The sequence below is a fragment of the Achromobacter aloeverae genome (assembly GCF_004121055.1).
Lineage (GTDB): Bacteria > Pseudomonadota > Gammaproteobacteria > Burkholderiales > Burkholderiaceae_B > Bordetella_C > Bordetella_C aloeverae.
Genome location: NZ_PYAL01000002.1, coordinates 104,479 through 126,441, shown reverse-complemented (window position 1 = coordinate 126,441; position 21,963 = coordinate 104,479). Strand labels below are relative to the sequence as shown.

General features: G+C 68.8%; 19 protein-coding genes. 2 read left to right on the top strand and 17 right to left on the bottom strand.

The window, feature by feature from the left end:
• Positions 1 to 2: 2 nt before the first annotated feature.
• Together C7R54_RS07460 and C7R54_RS07455 are read right to left on the bottom strand one after the other, a co-directional pair.
• Positions 3 to 956: a Bug family tripartite tricarboxylate transporter substrate binding protein gene (locus tag C7R54_RS07460; protein WP_129149586.1), complete on the bottom strand. Its 954-nt coding sequence runs from the start codon at positions 954 to 956 to the stop codon at positions 3 to 5.
• Positions 957 to 1,006: 50 nt separating this feature from the next.
• Positions 1,007 to 1,870, bottom strand: a complete 864-nt coding sequence (locus tag C7R54_RS07455) for an amidohydrolase family protein (RefSeq protein ID WP_129149585.1) — start codon at positions 1,868 to 1,870, stop codon at positions 1,007 to 1,009.
• A gap of 193 nt (positions 1,871 to 2,063) precedes the next feature.
• On the opposite strand from C7R54_RS07455, the gene C7R54_RS07450 reads away from it, so the two are divergent.
• Together C7R54_RS07450 and argG are read left to right on the top strand one after the other, a co-directional pair.
• Positions 2,064 to 3,017: a LysR family transcriptional regulator gene (locus C7R54_RS07450; protein WP_192903612.1), complete on the top strand. Its 954-nt coding sequence runs from the start codon at positions 2,064 to 2,066 to the stop codon at positions 3,015 to 3,017.
• A 36-nt stretch (positions 3,018 to 3,053) separates the two neighbouring features.
• Positions 3,054 to 4,382 (top strand): argininosuccinate synthase, encoded by a 1,329-nt coding sequence (argG, locus tag C7R54_RS07445; RefSeq protein ID WP_129149583.1) that lies wholly within the window; start codon positions 3,054 to 3,056, stop codon positions 4,380 to 4,382.
• Positions 4,383 to 4,455: 73 nt separating this feature from the next.
• On the opposite strand, the gene C7R54_RS07440 is transcribed toward argG, so the two are convergent.
• The 15 genes from C7R54_RS07440 to C7R54_RS07370 form a co-directional block, all read right to left on the bottom strand.
• Positions 4,456 to 6,093 (bottom strand): acyl-CoA synthetase, encoded by a 1,638-nt coding sequence (locus C7R54_RS07440; protein ID WP_129149582.1) that lies wholly within the window; start codon positions 6,091 to 6,093, stop codon positions 4,456 to 4,458.
• Positions 6,090 to 7,256, bottom strand: coding sequence for a phosphotransferase (locus C7R54_RS07435; protein WP_129149581.1), 1,167 nt, complete (start codon positions 7,254 to 7,256; stop codon positions 6,090 to 6,092). The genes C7R54_RS07440 and C7R54_RS07435 overlap by 4 nt, the downstream gene beginning before the upstream one ends.
• Positions 7,253 to 8,482, bottom strand: coding sequence for an acyl-CoA dehydrogenase family protein (locus tag C7R54_RS07430; protein WP_129149580.1), 1,230 nt, complete (start codon positions 8,480 to 8,482; stop codon positions 7,253 to 7,255). The genes C7R54_RS07435 and C7R54_RS07430 overlap by 4 nt, the downstream gene beginning before the upstream one ends.
• A gap of 91 nt (positions 8,483 to 8,573) precedes the next feature.
• The gene (locus C7R54_RS07425) at positions 8,574 to 9,335 is read right to left on the bottom strand and encodes an SDR family NAD(P)-dependent oxidoreductase (RefSeq protein WP_129150368.1); all 762 of its coding nucleotides are present in this window, start codon (positions 9,333 to 9,335) and stop codon (positions 8,574 to 8,576) included.
• A 5-nt stretch (positions 9,336 to 9,340) separates the two neighbouring features.
• Positions 9,341 to 9,706 carry an AtuA-related protein gene (locus C7R54_RS07420; RefSeq protein ID WP_129149579.1) on the bottom strand — a complete coding sequence of 122 codons (366 nt, stop codon included), beginning with the start codon at positions 9,704 to 9,706 and terminating at the stop codon, positions 9,341 to 9,343.
• 16 nt (positions 9,707 to 9,722) lie between these two features.
• Positions 9,723 to 11,075 carry an acyclic terpene utilization AtuA family protein gene (locus C7R54_RS07415; protein ID WP_129149578.1) on the bottom strand — a complete coding sequence of 451 codons (1,353 nt, stop codon included), beginning with the start codon at positions 11,073 to 11,075 and terminating at the stop codon, positions 9,723 to 9,725.
• 12 nt (positions 11,076 to 11,087) lie between these two features.
• On the bottom strand, positions 11,088 to 12,062 hold the full coding sequence (locus C7R54_RS07410) for a Bug family tripartite tricarboxylate transporter substrate binding protein (RefSeq protein WP_129149577.1): 975 nt from the start codon (positions 12,060 to 12,062) through the stop codon (positions 11,088 to 11,090).
• Positions 12,063 to 12,169: 107 nt separating this feature from the next.
• Positions 12,170 to 14,353: an acetate--CoA ligase family protein gene (locus C7R54_RS07405; protein WP_129149576.1), complete on the bottom strand. Its 2,184-nt coding sequence runs from the start codon at positions 14,351 to 14,353 to the stop codon at positions 12,170 to 12,172.
• A 17-nt stretch (positions 14,354 to 14,370) separates the two neighbouring features.
• A complete protein-coding gene (locus C7R54_RS07400) occupies positions 14,371 to 15,360 on the bottom strand; it encodes a tripartite tricarboxylate transporter substrate binding protein (RefSeq protein ID WP_129149575.1) in 990 nt (329 codons plus the stop codon).
• A 70-nt stretch (positions 15,361 to 15,430) separates the two neighbouring features.
• Positions 15,431 to 15,772 (bottom strand): Zn-ribbon domain-containing OB-fold protein, encoded by a 342-nt coding sequence (locus C7R54_RS07395; RefSeq protein ID WP_129149574.1) that lies wholly within the window; start codon positions 15,770 to 15,772, stop codon positions 15,431 to 15,433.
• Positions 15,769 to 16,914, bottom strand: a complete 1,146-nt coding sequence (locus tag C7R54_RS07390) for a thiolase family protein (protein WP_129149573.1) — start codon at positions 16,912 to 16,914, stop codon at positions 15,769 to 15,771. The genes C7R54_RS07395 and C7R54_RS07390 overlap by 4 nt, the downstream gene beginning before the upstream one ends.
• On the bottom strand, positions 16,907 to 17,677 hold the full coding sequence (locus C7R54_RS07385; RefSeq protein ID WP_129149572.1) for an IclR family transcriptional regulator: 771 nt from the start codon (positions 17,675 to 17,677) through the stop codon (positions 16,907 to 16,909). Before C7R54_RS07385 ends, C7R54_RS07390 begins: the two co-directional genes overlap by 8 nt.
• 137 nt (positions 17,678 to 17,814) lie before the next feature.
• A complete protein-coding gene (locus C7R54_RS07380; protein WP_129149571.1) occupies positions 17,815 to 19,719 on the bottom strand; it encodes a potassium transporter Kup in 1,905 nt (634 codons plus the stop codon).
• Entirely contained in the window at positions 19,716 to 20,741 is a 1,026-nt protein-coding gene (locus C7R54_RS07375; protein ID WP_338026154.1) for a sensor histidine kinase, read from the bottom strand. Before C7R54_RS07375 ends, C7R54_RS07380 begins: the two co-directional genes overlap by 4 nt.
• 252 nt (positions 20,742 to 20,993) lie before the next feature.
• Positions 20,994 to 21,674, bottom strand: coding sequence for a response regulator transcription factor (locus C7R54_RS07370; RefSeq protein WP_129149569.1), 681 nt, complete (start codon positions 21,672 to 21,674; stop codon positions 20,994 to 20,996).
• Positions 21,675 to 21,963 lie beyond the last annotated feature (289 nt).

Sequence of the window (21,963 nt, the reverse complement as noted above, 5' to 3'; positions counted from 1 at the left end):
TGTCAATCCACCTTGATGTGCTTGCGTTGTATGAGATCGCCCCACTTGGCGCGATCGCTGGCGATCAGCGCCGCCAGTTCCTGCGGCGAGGACGGCGCGGGCTCGGCGCCGAAGCCTGCCAGCTTCTTGCTGGCCTCCGGGTTCGACAGCGCGGCGCGCACCGCGGCATTGAGTTTATTGACGATGTCGGGCGGCGTGCCGGCCGGCGCCAGCAGGCCGTACCAATTATTCGACTCGACGCCCGGGATACCTTGTTCGGCCAGCGTCTTCACATTGGGCAGCACCGCCAGGCGCGCCGGCGCGGCCACGCCCAGCGCCTTGAGCTTGCCGCCCTGGATGTGCGCGATCAAGCCCGGTACGTCGCCGAAGAAGCCCGCCACCTGGTTGCCCATCAGGTCGTTGATCACCGGCGCGGCGCCCTTGTACGGCACGTGCAGCACGTTCGCCTTGCTGGCGTCGGCGAACATTTCCAGCGCCAGGTGCGGGATACTGCCCACGCCCGACGAACCGATGGCCACCGGCTGCGTCGCGGCTTTGGACCGCGCGACGAAATCGGCGGCATCGGTGGCCGGGTTGGACGGATTCACCACCAGCACGGTCGCGTTGTTGACCACGCGGGAAACGGGCGCGAAGTCCTTCACCGGATCGTAGCGCAGGCTCTGGTAAAGCGCCGGGCTGATGGACACCGCGCCGACGCTGGTCAGGAACAGCACCGTGCCGTCGCGCGGCCCCTTGGCCACATAGGCCGCGCCGATATTGCCATTGGCGCCCGGCTTGTTTTCGACGATCACCGATTGGTGCAGTTCGCGCGTCAGCTGCTCGGCCAGCACGCGGCCCACCAGGTCCACCGGGCCGCCCGGCGGAAAGGCCACGATAAGCCGGACGGGTCCGTCGGCCAGGGCGCTGCCGCAAGCGGCCAGGGCGAGCGCGCCGGCGGCGAATAATCGTTTGAACATGGCAAGTCTCCTTTGAATTCTTGTCGCGCCGCGATACGGCCGTATCGGGCTTAGAAGCCGTACAGGCGGGCCGGGTTGTCGACCAGGATGCGCTGGCGCGCCTGCGCGTCGGGCACGGCCTGGAAGAACAGGTCGACCAGCTCGCCGTCGTCGGGCATGTCGCCCGCCACGTTGGGATGCGGCCAGTCGGTTCCCCACAGCACACGGTCGGGCATGGCGCGCGCCAGCGCGCTTACGAAAGGCAGGCCTTCCGGATACGGGCGCTTGCCCAGGCTGATGCGGTCCACGCCCGATACCTTGACCCAGGCCTGCGCCACGTCCGCCAGTTGCAGCAGGCCCTGGAAGGCAGGCTGGTCCAGGCCGTCGCCGGCCCGCACGCGCCCCATGTGGTCCACCACGAAGGGCAAGGGCAGCTGGCGCAGCGTGGGCAGCAGCGCGGTCAGCGCGGGGCCGTCCACGTGCAGGCAGAGATGCCAGCCGAACGCGGCCACCTGCCGGGCGATGCGGTCGAAGACATCGGGCGCGGGCGGCTTGCCCAGGTGGGCCACGAAGTTGAAGCGCGCGGCGCGGATGCCGCCCGCGTGCAAGGCCTCGATTTTCGCGTCCGTCGTCTCGGCGCCCAGCAGGCCGACGCCGCGATAGCGGCCCTCGCTGCGCGCCACGGCGTCCAGCAAGGCGGAATGGTCGTCGCCGTGGCAGGCAGCCTGCACGATCACGGCGCGCTCCACGCCCAGGTGGCGGTGCAAGGCAGCCAGTTTCTCGTACGGGGCGTCGGGCGGCGTATAGGAGCGCTGGGCGGCGTACGGAAAAACGTCCGCGGGGCCGAAGATATGGCAATGGCTGTCGCAAGTCAGCGGCGGCAGCGCATGGTGCGGACGCGAGGGCGCGTCCAGCGGGGGCAGGCAATCCGGCATGGGATCCGTGTCTCGAATTCGTTGTCGTTGTCGTCGTGGCTGTCGTCGCCACCGGGGCGGACGCGGAAGCGCCAGCCACGGGTACGACATGGTGAGGCAAAGCAGAATCCAAAACAACGCTATATCTTGGATTTCTGTTATAGCTAAATTCGATATCATTGGGCTTGCCGTTTTTACCCGCCCGCTTCCCACCATGGACCTGCGCCAGATCGAATATTTCGTCCGCGTCGCCGAAAACCGCAGTTTTTCCCGCGCGGCGGGACAGCTGGCGGTGTCGCAGCCTTCCCTCAGCCGCCAGGTCGGCCTGCTGGAACAGGAGCTGGGCCAGCACCTGCTCTACCGCAACGGTCGCGGCGTCGAGCCGACCGAAGCCGGCCTGCGGTTCCTGGACCATGCACGCGCGCTGCTGGCCTTGGCCGCGCGCGCCAAGGAGGACCTGCGGGGCATGGGCGACATCCCCAGCGGCAAGCTGATCATCGGCCTGCCGCCGCGCATCGCGCTGGTCCTGACGCCGCCGCTGGTGCGGGCCTTCCACCAGGCCTTTCCCGACGCCTCCATCACCGTGGCGGAAGGCCTCAGCGTGCAGGTGCGCGAGTGGCTGCTGGCCGGCCGCATCGACCTGGCCATGCTGTACGACCCGCCGCCCTCCCCTCAGCTGACGTATGAATCGCTGTTCCGCGAGGAACTGGTGCTGGCCGCGGCGCGCAGCCACCGGCCCGACCTGCCCGCCCGCGTGTCGGTGGCGCAGCTGCGCGACTATCCCTTGATCCTGCCTTCCGCGCCCAACGCCATCCGCGCCCTGGTGGAAAGCGTCTGCCGCGCCCATGGCGTGCATTTGCGCGTGGTCGCCGAGGTCGATGCCGTGCATACCCTGGTCGAACTGGCCAACCAGGGTCCCGCCTGCGCCATCCTGCCGCGGTCGGCGGTGCGCGGCCCGGAACCGCAGCCGGACCTGGCCGTGGCCGGCATCGTGGCGCCGCGCATTCTCAACGACCTGGCCCTGGCCAGCCCGCGCCACCGGCCCGCCACCCGCCTGGCCACCGCCACGGCGGCGCTGCTGCGCGGCCTGGACCTGGTCGCCCTGTTTCAGGGCCGGGGTTCCATGCCCACGCGCGGATCGCCTGTCCCCGCGCCGCAAACGCGATAAAATCCACGGTTTCGTCCCTTTTCCTAGCGATACGCAATGGCAACGATCCTTCAGCACATCCCCTCCGGCCAAAAGGTCGGCATCGCGTTCTCCGGCGGCCTCGACACCAGCGCCGCGCTCCACTGGATGCGTGAGAAAGGCGCGGTGCCCTATGCGTACACCGCCAACCTGGGCCAGCCCGACGAACCCGACTACGACGACATTCCCCGCCGCGCCATGCAGTACGGCGCCGAGAAAGCCCGCCTGATCGACTGCCGCCAGCAGTTGGCCGCCGAAGGCATCGCCGCCCTGCAGAGCGGCGCCTTCCATATCTCGACCGCCGGCGTCACCTACTTCAACACCACGCCTCTCGGCCGCGCCGTCACCGGCACCATGCTGGTGGCCGCCATGAAGGAAGACGACGTCAATATCTGGGGCGACGGCAGTACCTTCAAGGGCAATGACATCGAGCGCTTCTACCGCTACGGCCTGCTCACCAATCCCGACCTGAAGATCTACAAGCCCTGGCTGGACCAGACCTTCATCGACGAACTGGGCGGCCGCGCCGAGATGTCGGCCTACATGCGCCAGTCGGGCTTCGAGTACAAGATGTCGGCGGAAAAGGCGTACTCCACCGATTCCAACATGCTGGGCGCCACCCACGAAGCCAAGGACCTGGAGCACCTGAACTCCGGCATCAAGATCGTCCAGCCCATCATGGGCGTGGCGTTCTGGCGCGACGAGGTCGAAGTGAAGCGCGAGGAAGTGCGCGTGCGCTTCGAGGAAGGTCGTCCCGTCGCCCTTAACGGCGTCGAATACAAGGACCTCGTCGAACTGCTGCTGGAAGCCAACCGCATCGGCGGCCGCCACGGCCTGGGCATGAGCGACCAGATCGAAAACCGCATCATCGAGGCCAAGAGCCGCGGCATCTACGAAGCCCCGGGGCTGGCGCTGCTGTTCATCGCCTACGAGCGCCTGGTCACCGGCATCCATAACGAGGACACCATCGAACAGTACCGCGAGAACGGCCGCAAGCTGGGCCGCCTGCTGTACCAGGGCCGCTGGTTCGACCCGCAAGCGATGATGCTGCGCGAAACCGCCCAGCGTTGGGTGGCCCGCGCCATTACCGGCGAAGTCACCATCGAGCTGCGCCGCGGCAACGACTATTCGCTGCTGAATACGGAATCGGCCAACCTGACCTACAAGCCGGAGCGCCTGACGATGGAAAAGGGCGAATCGGTGTTCTCGCCGCAGGATCGCATCGGCCAGCTGACCATGCGCAACCTCGACATCATCGACACGCGCGACAAGCTGATCACCTACGTCAAGACGGGCCTGCTGGCGCCTGCCGCGGGCACCGCCCTGCCGCAGCTCAAGGACAAGTAAGCCGCCTGCCGCCGCGACAAAAAGACGCCCCCTTTGTCATTCGGGGGCGTTTTCTTTTTTCGGCGATTCGAGGCTACTTGCCGCCGGGCTGGCCGTCCAGCCTGGCGGCTGTCTCGCGCAGCAGGTACTTCTGGATCTTGCCGGTCGCCGTCTTGGGTATCTCGCCGAACACCACGGTACGAGGGATCTTGAAGGCGGCCAGATGCTTGCGGCAATGGGCGACGATGTCCTCGCCGGTGCAGGAGGCGCCCTCCTTCAACGTGACGAAGGCGCACGGCGTCTCGCCCCACACGGCGTCCGGCCGCGCCACCACCGCGGCCTCCAGCACGTCGGGATGGCGATACAGCACGCTCTCCACTTCCACGGTGGAGATGTTCTCGCCGCCCGAAATGACGATGTCCTTGATGCGGTCCTTGATCTCGATATAACCGTCGGGATGCACCACGCCAAGGTCGCCCGAATGAAACCAGCCGCCGGCGAAAGCGTCAGCCGTGGCCGCGGGGTTGCGCAGGTAGCCCTTCATCAGCGTATTGCCGCGCAACACGATTTCGCCCAGCGTGGCGCCATCGGCCGGCACGGGCCGCAGGGCCGGGTCGACCACCCGCACTTCCTCCACGTTCAGCTTGCGCACGCCGATGCGGGATTTCAGCGCGGCCCGCTCGACCAGCGGCAAGGCATCCCAGGCATCGTGCCAGGCACAACTGATCGACGGTCCATAGGTCTCCGTCAGGCCGTACAGATGGGTCACGCCTATGCCCAGGTCTTCCATCGCCTCGATCACGGCGGCCGGTGGCGCGGCCCCGCCCGTCATCGCCCGCACCGGATGCGGGGCGCGCCGGCGCACCGCCGCCGGGGCGTTGACCAGCATGTTCAATACCACCGGCGCCGCGCAGAAAAAGCCCACGTGGTGGCGGACGATGGCGTCGAAGATGGCGGTCGGCTCCACCTTGCGCAGGCAGACGCTGGTGCCCGCCAGCGCGGCCAGCGTCCACGGAAAGCACCAGCCGTTGCAGTGGAACATGGGCAGGGTCCACAGATAGACCGCATGGGGCGGCATGCCGCAAGCCAGCACATTGCCCGTCGCGTTGAGATAGGCGCCCCGATGGTGATAGACCACGCCCTTGGGATGGCCGGTGGTGCCCGAGGTGTAGTTCAGGCAGATGGCCTGCCATTCGTCATCGGGACCGACCGGCACGACGTCGGCCGGTGCGCGCGCCAGCCATTGCTCGTAGTCGGTCTCGCCCAGCGTGCCGTGCTCCCCGCGATACTCGCGGTCCTCGATGCGCACCAGGCGGGGCGGACTGGCCAGGCATCCGGCCACTTCGCCGACCAGGCCGGCGTACTCGCTGTCGAACAGCAGCACCGACGCCTCGCCATGCCCCAGGATGTAGGCCAGGGACGACGCATCGAGCCGGGTGTTCAGCGCATTGAGCACCGCGCCCGCCATCGGGACGCCGAAATGGGCTTCGTACAGCGCGGGTATGTTGGGCGCCAGCACGGCGACCACATCGCCGCGTCCCACGCCCCAGGCCCGCAAGGCCGCGGCCATGCGCAGGCAGCGGCGCCAGGTCTCGTTCCAGCTTTGCCGATAGTCGGCGCCATGCACCAGCGCCGGGTGGTCCGGATAGACGCTGGCTGCCCACTGCAAGAAGCCCAGCGGCGTCAACGGAACGTGATTGGCCGGGTTGCGCGGCAGGTCGTCATCGATCATGTCTTGTCTCCAGTGGGACCGGCCGCACGGCGGGAACTGGCGCGATGGACCTCCGTGCAAGCGCCGCCGTCCCCGCGCTGCGACCCGGCCGCCGCCCACCCCAGTTCCGCCAGCGGCGCCACGCGCGCTCCCATCTCGCGGGCGTCGTCGGCCGCCGCGTTGCCCGCCAGGCTGCGTGCGTAGACGCCTTGCAGGATGGCGGCAATACGGAAGAAGCTGTAGGCGAGGTAGAAATCCCAATGGGCCGGCGGCTGGAGCCCGCGCGCGCGGCAGTAGCCGCCGACGAAATCCGCTTCGCCGGGAATGCCCAGCGCGTCCAGGTCCAGTCCCGCGATGCCGCGCCACAAGGACGGCGGAATGCGCCAGCACATGCAGTGGTAGGCCAGGTCCGCCAACGGATGGCCCAAGGTGGACAGTTCCCAATCCAGCAAGGCGATGGCGCGCGGCGCCACGGGATCGAAGACGAGGTTGTCGATGCGGTAGTCGCCATGCACCAGGGCCGCCCCCTCCTCCGCCGGCAGGTGACGCGGCAGCCAGTCGATCAAGGCGTCCATGGCCGGGATGCGCTGCGTTTCGGTCTCGCGATACTGGCGGCTCCAGCGGGCCACCTGGCGTTCGTAGTAGGCGCCGGCGCGACCATAGTCCGCCAGTCCGACGCGTGCCGGCTCGATGTCATGCAGGGCGGCCAGCACGCGGCCCACTTCCCGATAGATATCGCGGCGTTCGTCCGGCGCCAGGCCGGGCAGCGCGGGATCCAGGAAGACCCGTCCACGCGCGTAGCCCATCAGGTAGAAAGGCGTGCCGATGACGGCGCGATCGTCGCAGTAGTGCAGCATGGGCGGGACAGGCACGTCGGTATCGGCCAGCGCCGACATCACGCGATACTCGCGGTCCACGGCATGCGCGGAAGGCAGCAGCTGCCCCGGCGGCTGCTTGCGCAGCACCTGGCAGCCATTGCGGTCTTCCAGCAAATAGGTCGGATTGGATTGCCCGCCCGACAGCCGGCGCAGTCGCAGGGTGGCCGCGTCCGCGAGGCCGTGGCGGGAGACATAATCCAAGAACGCCGGCAGCCACGCCGGCGCACTGGCCGGACTATCGTCCTGCCGCTGCCCGACCTCCTCGCCTGGGGAAGATGCACGCGTATGGCGGTCCGGCCTGCTCATGCCTGGCCCCCAGCCGCGCCGGCGCCGGCCTCGTCCCAACGCCAATAGCCGTCGCCTTCGTCCATCAGGTAGCGCGCGAGCACCATCTTGTGCACCTCCGACGCGCCGTCCACCAGGCGCGCCTGGCGCGCATAGCGATAGATCCACTCCAGCGGCGTGTCCTTGGAATAGCCACGCGCGCCGTTGAGCTGCAAGGCCGTATCCACCACTTTGTGCAGCGTTTCGGACACGACGATCTTGGCCATCGAGATTTCCTTGCGGGCATAGTCGCCCTGGTCCAGCCTGGCCGCCGCCCGCATGGTCAGCAGGCGCCCGATCTCGATCTGCATCGCGGCGTCGCCCAGCAGCCATTGCACGCCTTCGCGCTGGGCCAGCGTCTGCCCGAAGCTGGCGCGCTGGCCCACGTACTCGACGGCCACCGCCATGGCGCGGCGCGCCAGGCCCAGCCAACGCATGCAGTGCGTAAGGCGCGCCGGGCCCAGGCGGATCTGCGTCAGCTTCAGGCCATCGCCCACGCCCATCAAGCGGTTCTCATCGGGGATTTCCAGGTCGTCGAACACCAGTTCGCAATGGCCGCCGTGCTCCTCCGGTCCCATGATGGGAATCCGTCTTTCGATGCGCCAGCCAGGCTGGTTGGCGTCAAAGAGGAAGGCCGTCAAGCCCTTGCGCGCATCGTCGGACGTACGCGCCATCAGGATGAAATGCCGCGCCACGCCCGCCCCCGTGATGAACCACTTGCGGCCGTTGACGATCCACTTGTCGCCCTGGCGGGTCGCCGTGGTCAACATCATGGAGGGATCGGAACCACTGCCGGGATGCGGCTCCGTCATGGCAAAGGACGAACGCACCTTGCCGTCGATGATGGGCTGCAACCAACGGTCTTGCTGGTCGGGCCGCGCCACCTGGGACAACACCCGCATATTGCCGTCGTCCGGGGCGGCCGCGTTGAACGCCACCGGGCCGAAAATGGACCGGTTCATTTCTTCGTAGCACGCGGCCAGTCCCACCATGGGCAAGCCCTGGCCGCCCCGTTCGCGCGGCATCTGCAAGGCCCACAGGCCGGCCTCGCGCACACGGGCGCGCACGCGCTCCAGGGCGTGCTCGGCAATGTTCTCGTGGGCGTCGTAGTTGGCGCGGTCGGCTTCCAGCGGAATGAGTTCGCGGTCGACGAAATCACGCACGCGGGTGCGGTAGTCCTCCAGCGCCGGGGGTAGGGAAAAGTCCATGTGCATCTCCAGATCGATCAATCAAAACGCACCGTTCAAAGCGGCATCCTTCAAAGCGCATCGTTCAACGCGCCCGCACCCTCGCGCGGTCTCAAAGCGAACTGACCAGATGGCCGCCGTCCACATCGATCACGGCGCCCGTCATGAAGGCCGACGCGTCCGAGGCCAGCAGAAGCAGCGGTCCATCGAGGTCTTGCAACTCGCCCAGGCGGCGCTGCGGCACGCGCTTGATCAGGGCCTCGCCGGCCGGCGAGGCGAAGAAGTCGCGATTCAGGTCGGTGGCGATATAGCCCGGCGCCAGCGCATTGACGCGGATGCCATGGCGCGCCCATTCCAGGGCCAGCGCGCGTGTCAGGTGCAGGAGCGCGGCCTTGGCCGCGGCATACGGCGCCACCTGCGCGGCCACCCTGCGTCCGAGGATAGAGGCGATGTTGACGATGACGCCTGGTCGCTCATGCGCGCGAAAATGCCGCGCGCCGGCCTGAGCCACCCGCCACGCGCCGTTCAGGTTCACATCGATGAGGCCGGTCCAGGCCGCTTCGTCGATCTCCAGCGCGGGCGCCGTCATGGCGATACCGGCACAGTTGATCACGACATCCACCGGCCCCAGCGCCTGCGCCGCCGCATCGAATGCGGCCGGCACGCTGTCCGCACGCGTCACGTCCATGGCGATCACCGCGGCCTGGCCGCCGGCCTCCCGCAGGCCCGCGGCGACCTCCTCTCCCAGGGCCGTGCGGCGTCCGCACAGGGCCACCCGCGCGCCGGCCGCCGCCAGCACCGTCGCGAAATGGCGGCCCAGACCGCTGTAGGCGCCCGTGACCAGGATGGTCTTCGACTTCAGGTCGTCGAACATGGCCATCACGCCTCCCCGTCCGGCGCCGGGCCGCGCAGCAACGGACGCCATGCATCGGGCACCTCCAGCTCGAAGCGCAGCACCGCGCTGGCCAGGGCCTTGCCGTAGTTGTCGATCGCCAGGCTGCGCGACACGCCGCCGCCCAGCGCGCCTTCCAGCACGAAATTCAGGACGCCCAGTCCGTCGACTTCGTAGCGGAAGATGGCGCCGCGCACGGCCTGCTCCGTATAGATGCCACGCATGGCGGCCACCGTCAGGGCGCGCTTGATGACGGGATAGAACTGGGGTTCATAGGCGATCACGGCGATATTCGAGGTATTGCCCTTGTCGCCCGACCGCGTATGCGCAATGCGCCGCAAAGTGACCTGCATGATGTCTCCCTGCCATTCAAACGAATTGAACCGTGCAGCGCACGCTGTCGCGCGGCACCAGCGTGGACCACAACCCGATCACCTCGCGCACCCGGTCCTGGTGCGGCACGCGCTTGCCGGTGGAGGCCAGGCCGCAAACCGCCATGCCGTCCACCTCGCGGCCGACGCGTTCGGCCTGGGCGCGCGTGGCGCAGCGGGCCGCGATGCGCAGCGCGATCTCCGCCGGCGGCCCGGCCGGCGCCGCCGAAGCCGCGCCCAGCACCGCGTTCAGGCCGAGGAAATCGATGCGCAGGTCCTCGAACTGCAAGTCGCCCAGGCGTTGGCGCAGGATGGTTTCGGCCAGCCTGGCCTTCTCCAGGCAACCCGGCCCGGCGAAGAAGAACATGTCCTCGCCAATATAGCCCTCCGTGCATCCCATGGACACCTTCAGCGTATCGGTGCGGGGACGCCCGCCCATGCCGGCCACGCGCACGCGGTCGGCGCCGGCCTGCTCCAGCCGCGCCGTGGTGAAATCCACGACCACGTCCGGCGTGATGTAGCGCGCCGGATCGTGGACCTCGTAGAACATCTGCTCCTTCACCGTGCGCGGGTCTATGCATCCGCCGGTGCCCGCGACCTTGCCGATCTCCGCCGTGCCGTCGGACTCGACGTCCGCATAGGGAAAGGCCAGGTTCCACGGCTGCGGCACGTCCTTGTAGCCCGGGTCGCCGAAATAGCCGCCCGTGACCTGGGCGCCGCACTCCAGCAAATGGCCGATGCCGCTGCCCTGGCCCAACCGCTGCCAGTCGTCGGCCCGCCAGCCGTAGTGGTGCATCATGGGCGCCAGGAACAGCGAGGGGTCGGCCACGCGGCCGGTGATGACGATATCCGCGCCCTCGTCCAAAGCTTGCACGATGGCTTCGGCGCCGGCATAGGGCTCGGCCGATATCAAGCTGGCGGCCAGCGTCGATACCGGCGCCCCGCTTTCCATGATGGCCAGCCCGCGCGCCGCGATGTCGGCGGTCAGGTCGGTGGCGTGGATCGCGGCCACCCGCGCATCCTTCCATCCGGCTTCAGCGCAAAGCTCGCTCACGCGCCGCGCCGCGGCCAGCGGATTGATCCACCCCTGGTTGGAGACGATGCGCGTACCGTTCGCCTTGCAATGCGGCAGCACCGCGCGCATGCGATCGTCCAGCCAGGTGTCGTAGCCCGGAAAGCCGGGATCGCGCCGCTTGCGAACCTGGGCCGCCGACACCGTGGCCTCGGCCATGGTCTCGAAGCAAAGGAAATCCAGCGCGCCGCGCTCGGCGTTCCAGCGCGCCGGCTCGATGCGGTCGCCCCACCAGCCCGCGCCCGAGCCGATGCGCAGCCTGCCAGTTTTTTCCGTCATGCGTGTCTCCTTTCATTGCGGCTGGATGCCGGCGTCCTGGATGATCTTGCGCCACTTGGCGGTGTCCTGGCGGATGACGGCGGCGTATTCCGCGGGGGTGTTGGCCACCGGCACGGCGCCGAGCGCTTCCACCTGCCGCCGTATTTCGGGGGTGCGCATGGCATCGGCCACCACCGCCTGCAAGCGCTGCACCACCGCGTCGGGCGTGCCCGCGGGGGCCAGCAGGCCGAACCAGGAATTCACCTCGTAGCCCGGCAGGCCTGCCTCGGCCACGGTCGGGACGTCGGGCAGCATGGGAACGCGATCGCGCGTGGTGACGCCCAGCGCGCGCACGCTGCCGGACCGGATCTGGCTGATGGCGGAGGGCAGGTTGTCGTACATAAGTTGCACCTGTCCGCCCAGCAGCGCCGTCATGGCGGGCGCCGAACCGCTGTAGGGCACATGCCGGATGTCCACCTTGGCCATGCTGTCGAATAGCTCGCCCGACAGATGCGGGGTGCCACCCAGGCTGGTCGACGCGAAGTTCAGCACGCCGGGCTGGGCGCGTGCCCGCTCTATCAGCGCCGCCACGGAGGCGATCCCGAGCTTTGAATTGACCATCAGGACATTGGGCGAATTCGCCACCAGCGTCACCGGCGCGAAGTCGCGCGCCGGGTCGTAGTGCACGTTGGCATAGAGGAACTGGTTGGTCGCCTGCGTGCCGACGGTGCCCATCAACAGGGTGTAGCCGTCGGGGGCCGCGCGGGCCACGGCGGCGGCGCCTATGCCGCCGCCGGCGCCCGGCCTGTTTTCCACCACCATGCCCTGGCCCAACCGGGTTCCGGCCTCGCGCGCTACCAGGCGGGCCAGCAAATCCGTGGTGCCGCCTGGCGGGAACGGCACGACCAGGGTGATAGGGCGCGCGGGCCATGCCGTCGCGGCATGGACGGGCGCCATGGCCGTCATGGCCGTGATGGCGGCGGCGGCGGTGATCGCGCTGGCTGCCATGGCTGCCAGCGTGGCGGCGCGCATCCGCGCGCGGCCAGGCAAACCCGCGCGCACGCCTGGACATGAACGAAGAAGCGATTGGACTCGCGCCTGGATCCGCAATGGCATCATTTGGCCCCCTGATCGGCCCAACCCGAAGCCGGCGACGCGCCGACCAGTTCGACCAGTGCGTCCAATGCCACGGCGCCCTGCCCCCGCGCGCCGACCAGCACCGGATTGATGTCGACCGAGGCCACGCTGTCTTGCGCGGCCTGGGCATAACGGCCCAGACGGACGGCCTGCTCGGCCAGCGCATCGATGTCGGCGGGCGGATCGCCGCGCACGCCCGCCAGCAAGGCGCCGATGCGCAGGCCGCGCAGCTTGGCCGCCACGTCGTCCCGATGGAAAGGCGGCAGCAGCACGGCCACGTCGTCGATGGCCTCGACATACTTGCCGCCGGCGCCGACCAGGATGACCGGACCGAACACCGGGTCGTTGCGCACGCCCAGCGCGCATTCGTGCAGGCCATCATGCATGCGCGCCACGATCCAGGCGGCATCGTGCACGCCCAATCGCGCCAGCGTCCGTGCCTGCCCCGTCACGGCCTCGCGCACGGCGGCCTCGTCGTCCAAGCGCAGGGCCACCAGGCCGTGCTCGGACTTGTGAGGCAGGCGGGCCGAGCAGGCCTTCACAGCCACGGGGGCGCCAATGCGCCGCCACGCCGCGACCGCGGCATCGGCATCCGCGCAGAGCGCGTGCTCGGCCACCGCCAGCCCGTGCCGCGCCAGCACGGCCAGGCTGTCCGCTTCGGAGAGGGTGCCCGCGCCGTAGTGGCGGCCGGTAGCTGGCATCACCTCGGGCATCACCTCGGACGCATCCCCGGGTACCGCGGCCGGTTCCCATGCCCGCGCCCCGCGTGCGCGGCGCTCGCGCAGCCGCTGCAAGCGGTAGAGCGCGGCCAAGGTGTCGCAGGCCTGCTGTTCGTCCGCATAGACCGCCACGCCGCGTTCGCGGAAGGCCGTGGCCACGGCCTCCTGCCACGCGACGACGGCGACCGGCTTGCCGGCGCGGGCGGCGAAACTGGCGGTGTCGGCCGCGAACGCCGCCACGTCATAGCCGCGTCCGGCGACCGGGATATCGATAAGAAAACTGTCGGCGGCGGGGTCGGGCGCGATCACGGGCAGCACTTCCCCAAACAAGCCATTGTTCGACAGGAGCGCGGCCGTGATGTCGACCGGATTCACCGTCGTGGCGAAGCCCGGCAGGCGCCGCGCCAGTTCGGCTTGCGTGGCCGCGCCCAAGGGGGCGATCTCCAGCCCTCTTTCCAGCGCCGCATCGGAGGCCAGCACGCAACTGGCTCCGGAATTGCTGACGACCACCACGCGCGGTCCCCGCGGCAGGGGCCCGCGCAGCGCCAGTTCCGCGTGGCGCACCAGTTCCTGCGGGTCGCGGGCGCGCAGGATGGCGTGCTGTTCAAAGTAGGCGTCCACCGCGCGGTCCTCGTTGGCCAGCGCGCCCGTATGCGAGGCGGCGGCGCGCGCGCCAGCCTCGGAACGGCCCGCCTTCACCGCGATCAGGGCCACGCCCCGCTCGCGCGCCAGCGCCGCCGCTTCGGCCAGCACGCCGGCTTCGCGCAAGGACTCCAGGTAGAGCAATACGATGCGCACTTCGGGATCGCGCAATACGGCGCAAGCCAGATCGGCCACCGTCACGTCCGCTTCGTTGCCGGTGGCATGCACATGCCGCACGCCTATTCCGCGCTGGCGCAGCAGCCCGTAGACCATGGCGCTCATGCCGCCGCTCTGGCTGATGACGGCGACCGGACCATCCGCCGGCGCCACCTCCAGGAACATGGTGGAAAAGCTCGCCACCGCACCGGTGCCGAAATTGGCCAAGCCTTGGGAGTTCGGTCCCACGATGCGCATGCCGGCCGCCCGGGCCCGCGCGGTCATGGCATCCTGCAACGCGCGCCCGGCGGTCCCGGTCTCGGCGAACCCGGCGGAAATGACGATGGCCGCGCCCACGCCCAGTTCCGCGCACTCGTCCACCGCTCGCACGCCCTGCTCGCCGGCAACCGCGACGATGGCCAGTTCCGGTGTCGCGGGCAGGTCCTTCAAGGCGGGCCAGCAGCGTTCGTCCTGCACTTCGGCGCGCTGCGGGTTGATGGGGAAAAGCCGACCCGCATAGCCATGGCGCCGCATGTAGTGGATGGGGCGCCCGCCGATCTTGTCGGGATTATCGGAAGCGCCCACGATGGCGATGGAGGCCGGATCGAGCAGTTGCTTGAGCGTGGCATCGTTGCGAATAGGCATGTGTTCCCCAGCTGCGTTCAGTTGATGGTCGCACCGGACGCGCGCACGACGCCCGCCCACTTGTCCACCTCGTCGCCGACGAAGCGACCGAAGTCTTGCGGCGTCATCCATTCGGCGGCGAAGCCCTGCGCGGAGAACTTGGCCTGCACGTCCGGACGTCCAAGCACCACGCGCAGCGCGTCGCTCAGGCGCTGCACCACGGGCGCGGGCGTGCCGGCCGGCGCCATCAACCCGTTCCATGCCGTGGCCTCGTAGCCGGCCAGGCCCGATTCGGCGACCGTCGGCACCTCGGGCGCGGCGGGCGACCGCTTCGCGCTGGTCACCGCGATCGCGCGCAGCTTGCCGCCCTCCACGAACGGCATGGACGAGAGCATGGTGTCGAACATGATGTCGGTCTGCCCGCCCATCACGTCGGTCAGCGCGGGCGCGCTGCCGCGATACGGCACATGGACCATCTGCGTGCCGGCCATGCTGTTGAACAAGGCGGCGGCCAGGTGGGTGGACTGCCCGTTGCCCGACGACGCGAACGTCAATTTGCCGGGCCGCGACTTGGCGAGGGCGATCAGCTCGCCCACGTTGCGCGCCGGCAGGTCGGGCCGCGCCACGATGACCAGGGGTCCCTTGGTCAACAGGGACACGGGCGCGAAGCTCTTCTGCGTGTCGTAGGTGCGGTTGGCGAACAGCGACATGTTGATGGCATGCGCCGTCGTCGCCAGCAGCAGCGTGTAGCCGTCGGGCGCGCTCTTGGCCACCATCTCCGCGCCGATATTGCCGCCGGCGCCCGAGCGGTTGTCGATGATGATGGTCTGCCCCAGCACTTCGCCCAGCCCTTGCGCCACGACGCGGCCCACGATGTCGGTCGGCCCTCCCGGCGGATAGGGCACGACCAGGGTAATGGGGCGGGCCGGCCAGGTCGTGGCCGCCGAGGCGGTGGTTACGGCAAGAGCCGAGGCCAGGGCCAGGGCGAACACGGCCGAGGCCGCCCGCCATATCGAAATTGCAGGCATGCGTGTCTCCTCCGTCCTCATGGGGACGTTATGTTCTTGAATGGACCAGCAGTGGATTACCGGCGGCGCATCAGGGCGGCCGGCGCGCCTCGAAACGGAGCAGCAGGTGTTGCCCATGCGCCCAGGTCTCGGCGCGCACCGGATCGCCCACGGCCAGGCCGGGCGCGGCATGCCCCATCAGGACGGGGCCCTCGCGCAAGCGCACCAGCACCAATGCATAGGGCAGGCGCTCGCGCCAGGCGGCGTCCGGCGCGCGATGCACCACGCTGCAGGCGGTCACCACGCCGTCGCCGGAGGCGCGCGCCCAGGCCAGCGTGGTGCCGCCGCAAGCGGCGCAGGCATAGGGCCGCAGCGCCCACCACGTGCCGCAATCCGCGCAACGCTGGATATCGAGAGGATGCCGCGCCGTCATGCCGCCTCCGCTTCCAGCACCAGGCTGACATGGGCCGACAGCACGCCGCCGTCGGCATGCACCAGCGCGCGCCGGCGCCGGCCGATCTGACGTTGTCCGGCCACGCCGGCCAGTTGCTCCCATGCCTCGGCGACATGGGACAACCCGCCCGCCACGCCGGAATGGCCGAAGGACAGCAAGCCGCCGTGCGTGTTCAGCGGCAGCACGCCGTCCGGATCGTAATCCCCGTGTCGCAAGCGCGCCGCGGCGCCGCCTCGCGGCGCATGGCCGAGCTCCTCCAGCAACATGGCCAAGGTGATGGTGAAGGAATCGTAGATGGCCAGGTAATCGATCTGCCCGCGCGTCACGCCGGCCTGCGCCATGGCGCGCTGCGCGGCGCGCGCCGCGCCCGTGTCCAGCACGTCGCGCAAGGCCGACAGGTGCTGGTGGCGATGCGCCTGGCCGGCGCCCGCCAGCCGCACCGGGCCGTCATCGGTGGACAGCACCAGCGCCACGGCGCCATCCGAAATGGGACAGCAATCCAGCAGATGCAGCGGCGTGGCGATGGGCCGCGCTTCCAGCACCTGGCGCACGTCGATCGGCTCCCGCAGATGCGCGCGGGGATGCATCGCCGCATTGCGGCGCATCAGCACGGCAAACTCCGCCAGGTCCTCGCGCCGCGTTCCTGTGCAGGCCATATAGGCCGATGCGAGCAGCGCGTAATAGGCCGGCACCGACGCGCCATTCGGCACTTCGGTGTCCGGCTCCCCCACCTGGGCCAGGGTCTGGATGGACGTATCCCTCGCCTGCCCGGTCAGCCGGTTCTCCCCGGCCACCACCAGCACGCGGCGGCACACGCCGCCGCGCAGCAGTTCCCCCGCCAGCATCACCATCGCCGCGCCCGTCGCGCCGCCCATCTGGATGCCGTGCGCGTAGCGTGGGTCCAGTCCCAGCTTCTCGCCGAGCAAGGTCGCCAGCATCAAATGCGGATAAGTCGTGGCGTAGCCGCACAGCACGCCGTCGATATCCGCCCGCGCAATGCCCGCGCGGGCGATCGCCGCGTTGGCGGCTTGCGCCATCAGGTCCAGCGCGCTGCTGCCCTCCAGGCGTCCGAAGGGCGTGCCCGCCGCGGCCAGCAGGTATGGATGGCGGCGGTCAGGCATGGGGCATCCAGGCTTGTTCGATCTGCCGGGCCTCGACCGCCAGGGCCTGGGCAAGTTCGCCCTCGCGCGATTCGATGCGTTCGTTCAGCGCGGCCACGCTCAACGCGGCGATGGCGCGTCCATCGGGACCACGCACCGCCACGCCCAGGCCGCCCATTTTCTCCTGCACGACATCCAGCAGCATGGCATGGCCCCGTTCGCGCGCGCGCTGCGCGGCGGCGTCCAGCGCCGGCGCCGAAAAACGGGGATAGCGCGCCGTCAGGCGCTGGTGGACCATGGGCAGCACCGTGCGCTGCTCGTTCTCCGCGAGCACGGAATACAGCGCCAGGCTGCCCGCGCCCACGCCCAGCGGCCGGCGGCTGCCGACTTCAAGGTAATTGGCGCGGATGGGGTAGTCGCCAAAGCACAGGTCCAGGCAAACGGACTCCCAGCCCATCGGCACGGACAGGATCACCGTATCGCCGAAGCGGCGTGCCAGCCGGATCAGGGCCGGGCGCGCAAGGCTGCGCACGTCCAGTCCGGCCACCATGGCGTGATGCAGGGCGTAGACCTGCGGGCCCAGCATGTATTCCTTGCTTACGGGGTCTCGTTCCACGAAACCTTCGGATTCCAGCTCCTTCAGGATGCGGAGCGTGGTCGACATGTCCAGGGCGGCATTGCGCGCGATATCGGTAAGCCGGCAAAGCCGGCGATCCGACAGCGCCGCCAGCACGCGGCATGTCTTCTTCGTGGCGGATACGATGGTCGGGTCCTGCGACGACATGGCGTTGGCCTGGTCTCATGCTGAACACGACCCAAAGATAGAGACCGGGGGAACACCGGTAAAGTTGCGGCGCAGCAAATTTTCGCGGGACGAAAGTCGACGCTTGCCCTTGGGTTCCCGCCCGCCCTGCCGCCCTCCTACAACTCCACCTGCATCCCCATTTCCACCACGCGATTGGGCGGGATCTTGAAGAACTTGGTGCTGCGCGTGGAATTGCGCGCCATGAAGGCGAACAGCGCGCGCCGCCAGCGCCGCATGGCCGGGCGGCGCGCCGACACCACCGTCTGGCGCGACAGGTAGAAGGACGTGCGCATCGGCTCCAGGTCCAGCTCCGGATAGGCCTCGGCGATCTCGCGCAGCACTTCCGGCACGTCCGGTTCTTCCTTGAAGCCGTAGGTCACCACGGCCTGCCAGCTGGACGCGCTCAACTTGGCCACCGTGAAACGCTCCTCGGCCAGCACATACGGCACGTCGGCGCTGCGGATGGTGAAGAACAGCACATGATCGTGCAGCACCTTGTTGTGCTTGAGGTTATGCAGCAGGGCCGGCGGCACGAAGCCGGGGCTCATGGTCATGAAGATGGCCGTGCCATGCACCCGCGCCGGCGGATAGGCTTCGAGCTGCTCCATGAATTCCTTCAGCGGCTGGCGATCGCGCTGCTGCAACTCGCCCAGCAGGTAGCGGCCGCGCCGCCAGGTGATCATCAGGGTGAACACGACGATGCCGACCAGCAGCGGCAGCCAGCCCCCTTCATGCACCTTAAGGGCGTTGGCCGAGAACAGCAGCAGGTCGAACACCAGCAGGAAGCCCAGCACCACCGACCACATGACGCGCTTGGCGCCCGCGTTCAGGCGCATGGTCAGCGAAAACAGCAGCACCGACGTGGTCAGCATCGTTCCCGTGACCGCGAACCCATACGCGGCCGCCAGGTTGTCCGAACTGCGGAACACCAGCACCAGCACCATCACCGCCGCCAGCAGCAGCGCGTTGACCTGGGGCAGGTAGATCTGGCCCTTTTCCACGGCCGAGGTATGCAGGATCTCCATGCGCGGCCAGTAGCCCAGTTGCACGGCCTGCCGCGTCATGGAATACGCGCCCGAGATCACGGCCTGGGACGCCACCACGGTGGCGACGGTGGCCAGCGCGACCAGGGGCGCCACGAACCAGTCCGGCGCCATCAGGAAAAACGGGTTCTTGATCGCGCCCGGATCGCGCAGCAGCAGCGCGCCCTGGCCGAAATAGCACAGCGCCAGCGACGGCAGCACCATCCAGAACCAGGCGCGGCGAATGGGGCTGCGGCCGAAGTGGCCCATGTCCGCGTAGAGCGCCTCGGCGCCCGTCAAGGCCAGCACCACGGAGCCCAGCAGCACGAAGCTGGCCCCGGGCGACTCGATGACGAAGCGCACGGCCCAGATCGGGTCCAGCGCCTCCAGGATGGCGGGCGTCTGCCAGATCTGCCAGCCGCCGACGACCGCCAGCGTGCCGAACCACAAGGCCATGATGGGGCCGAACAGCTTGCCGACCGTGCCGGTGCCGCGCGACTGGATGACGAACAGCGCGATCAGCACGATCATGGATAGCGGCACGACCCAGTGCTCGAAGCGATGCGACACCACGCTGATGCCTTCCAGCGCGGACAGCACGGAAATCGCGGGGGTGATCATGCTGTCGCCGTAGAACAGGGCGGCGCCGAAAATCGCCAGCATGATGAGCAGGACGCGCACGCGGCCGGTGCGCCCGCGGATGGCCAGCTCCAGCAGGGCCAGCGTACCGCCCTCGCCGCGGTTGTCCGCGCGCAGCACCAGCGTCACGTACTTGAACGAGACCACCAGCATCAGCATCCAGAACAGGATGGAGAGCACGCCCAGGACGTGGCCCGGCTGCAGGTCGCCATAGCCCGTCAGGCAGGCCCGCAAGGTATACAGCGGACTGGTGCCGATATCCCCGTACACCACGCCCAGCGCGCCCATGATCAGCGCGGCCTTGGAGGATGGCGCGTGCGCCATCGGGCCCTTGTCCACGGTTGCGGTGCTTGAAGTCATACTTGTTTATCGTGTCGGGTCAATTGCGCCCCCTTGCGCGGGCCGGGAAACACCACCGTCAGGCGGGTGCCCGGGTACTCAGGCCGGCTGGTGAGCTTCCACCACGCGCCGTGCGCGTGGGCGATCTCACGCACGATGGCCAATCCCAGTCCGGAGCCGCCCGCCGTCGCCGACGGCGAACGGTAGAAGGCCTCGAACACGCGATCCTGGTCCTCGGCCGGGATCCCCGGTCCATCGTCCATCACTGTCAACGAGGGAGGATTGCTGCCCACGTGCAGGGTAATGCAGCCACCGGGATTGCCGTAGCGCATGGCATTGTCGATGAGGTTGCCCAGCAGTTCGTCCAGCAGCAGGGGATCGGCGTCGATCCACACCGGCTCGTCCGGCGCGACCAGGTCCAATTGGACCTGGGCAGCCCGCGTGCGCGGTATCCACTCGGCGCCGCTGGCGCGTACCCAGTCGCACAGGTCCACCCGCTGGAAGCTGTCCTGCGGCCGCGCATTGGGATCGGCTCGCGCCAGCACCAGCAATTGCTGGCCCAGGCGGATCATGCGGTCGCTGACCGCCTTGATTCGTTCGGCGCGGGCGCGCACGTCGTCGGGCAGCGGCCGCGACAGCATCAATTCGGATTCCAGGCGCAGGCCGCTCAGGGGCGTGCGCAGCTGATGGGCCGCATGGCCGATGAAACGCCGCTGGGCCGCCAGGGAGGAATCCAGGCGTGCCAGCAGGTCATTGGTGTGCAGGACCAGGGGTTCCATTTCCGCGGGCACGCCCGCCACTTCCAGCGGCTGCATGTCGTCGATGGAACGCTGGCTGATCTCTTCGGAAAGCAGGTTCACCGAGCGCAGGCCGGAGCGCACCCCGTGCACCACCACCCAGGCGAACGCCACCATGAGGATGACCTGGCCGAGCACCATCAGCCAGAAGAAATCTTCCAGCATCCAGATGGCAAGATCGATTTTGTGGGTGATCACCCAGGTGGCCGCCAGGTCCAGCAGCACCAGGAGAAGAATGGCGGGCAGCAGGCGCACCACCAGATGGCGGGCCAGCGAGCCGGCGGGCAGCAGGCCGGGACGGGCGGCGGTCTGGGCAGCCACCGGCTGGGCCGGCGCGTCCGGTCCACTGCTGCGCGGGGCGTGGGGGACGACTGGTTCGGACCGTGTATCCACGCTCATGGTCTGGGGCAACCCCGTCCGGAACACCGTCCCGGCCGAGCGTCGAAAGAAGGCTCGAAGGAAGAAATGGCGTCGCGGGCCACGCGGAGCAATCGCCGCTCAGGCCGCGGGGGCCGTTTCCACGTCCAACAGGTAGCCGAAGCCGCGCACCGTCTGGATGCTGGCGCCCGTCCCTTCCAGGCGCTTGCGCAGGCGATACACGTAGACTTCGACCGCGTTTTCGCTGAAATCCGCGTCCCAGGCGGACAGCGAATTGACGATTTGCCGCTTGGTGACCACGCGACCGACGCGCGCCATCAGCATTTCCAGCACCGACAGTTCACGCACCGACAGGGCCAGCCTTTCGCCATTGACGCGCACCTCGCGGCCGACGGTGTCGAACACCAGCGGGCCGACCTCGATGAGCGGCTGCGCCTGTCCGCTGCGGCGACGGGCGAAGGCGCGCGCGCGCGCCGCCAGTTCCGGCAGGTCGAAAGGCTTGGTGACGTAGTCGTCGGCGCCGGCGTCCAGCCCCGCGACGCGATCTTCGATGCCGTCGCGCGCGGTAAGAATGAGGACCGGGACCTGGTTGCCGTCCAGTCGCAACTGGCGCAGCACGTCGAGGCCGCTCATGCCGGGCAGGTTGAGATCCAGGACCAGGAGGTCGTAGGGTTGACCCGCCAAGGCGCCCAGCACCTTGTCGCCGTCGGTCAGCCAGTCGACCGCATACCCCTGGTCCGCCAGGAATTCCTGGAGCGCGTGGCCCAGGGTGGTGTCATCTTCGATTACGAGTACTCGCATTGCGCGATTCTAGCGCGATCCAGCTTGCAACGACATGACGTGCTCAACGCCGCAACACTTTTTTTACGCCGGGCCGGCCCAAGTAAAAAAAGCCCCCTTGGGGGCAGCAAGCGGCGCAGCCGCGCGGCGCGGGAGCCCCTTTTCCACCGCCGGGCGGACGCCGGGGCCCTTCGGAAAACGGCAGGGCCCCGAGAACCAACTGGGTCTCGGGGCCCTGCCTGCAGAAATCGGGGTAGCCGCCCGGGTATGCCGGGCTGAACCGTCCATTCCGCGTAGCGGAATGGACGGA

Excerpts from the sequence above, each read along its gene's own strand:
- C7R54_RS07460 (WP_129149586.1), bottom strand. The coding sequence starts at position 956 with ATGTTCAAACGATTATTCGCCGCCGGCGCGCTCGCCCTGGCCGCTTGC.
- C7R54_RS07455 (WP_129149585.1), bottom strand. The coding sequence starts at position 1,870 with ATGCCGGATTGCCTGCCCCCGCTGGACGCGCCCTCGCGTCCGCACCAT.
- C7R54_RS07450 (WP_192903612.1), top strand. The coding sequence starts at position 2,064 with ATGGACCTGCGCCAGATCGAATATTTCGTCCGCGTCGCCGAAAACCGC.
- argG (WP_129149583.1), top strand. The coding sequence starts at position 3,054 with ATGGCAACGATCCTTCAGCACATCCCCTCCGGCCAAAAGGTCGGCATC.
- C7R54_RS07440 (WP_129149582.1), bottom strand. The coding sequence starts at position 6,093 with ATGATCGATGACGACCTGCCGCGCAACCCGGCCAATCACGTTCCGTTG.
- C7R54_RS07435 (WP_129149581.1), bottom strand. The coding sequence starts at position 7,256 with ATGAGCAGGCCGGACCGCCATACGCGTGCATCTTCCCCAGGCGAGGAG.
- C7R54_RS07430 (WP_129149580.1), bottom strand. The coding sequence starts at position 8,482 with ATGGACTTTTCCCTACCCCCGGCGCTGGAGGACTACCGCACCCGCGTG.
- C7R54_RS07425 (WP_129150368.1), bottom strand. The coding sequence starts at position 9,335 with ATGTTCGACGACCTGAAGTCGAAGACCATCCTGGTCACGGGCGCCTAC.
- C7R54_RS07420 (WP_129149579.1), bottom strand. The coding sequence starts at position 9,706 with ATGCAGGTCACTTTGCGGCGCATTGCGCATACGCGGTCGGGCGACAAG.
- C7R54_RS07415 (WP_129149578.1), bottom strand. The coding sequence starts at position 11,075 with ATGACGGAAAAAACTGGCAGGCTGCGCATCGGCTCGGGCGCGGGCTGG.
- C7R54_RS07410 (WP_129149577.1), bottom strand. The coding sequence starts at position 12,062 with ATGGCAGCCAGCGCGATCACCGCCGCCGCCGCCATCACGGCCATGACG.
- C7R54_RS07405 (WP_129149576.1), bottom strand. The coding sequence starts at position 14,353 with ATGCCTATTCGCAACGATGCCACGCTCAAGCAACTGCTCGATCCGGCC.
- C7R54_RS07400 (WP_129149575.1), bottom strand. The coding sequence starts at position 15,360 with ATGCCTGCAATTTCGATATGGCGGGCGGCCTCGGCCGTGTTCGCCCTG.
- C7R54_RS07395 (WP_129149574.1), bottom strand. The coding sequence starts at position 15,772 with ATGACGGCGCGGCATCCTCTCGATATCCAGCGTTGCGCGGATTGCGGC.
- C7R54_RS07390 (WP_129149573.1), bottom strand. The coding sequence starts at position 16,914 with ATGCCTGACCGCCGCCATCCATACCTGCTGGCCGCGGCGGGCACGCCC.
- C7R54_RS07385 (WP_129149572.1), bottom strand. The coding sequence starts at position 17,677 with ATGTCGTCGCAGGACCCGACCATCGTATCCGCCACGAAGAAGACATGC.
- C7R54_RS07380 (WP_129149571.1), bottom strand. The coding sequence starts at position 19,719 with ATGACTTCAAGCACCGCAACCGTGGACAAGGGCCCGATGGCGCACGCG.
- C7R54_RS07370 (WP_129149569.1), bottom strand. The coding sequence starts at position 21,674 with ATGCGAGTACTCGTAATCGAAGATGACACCACCCTGGGCCACGCGCTC.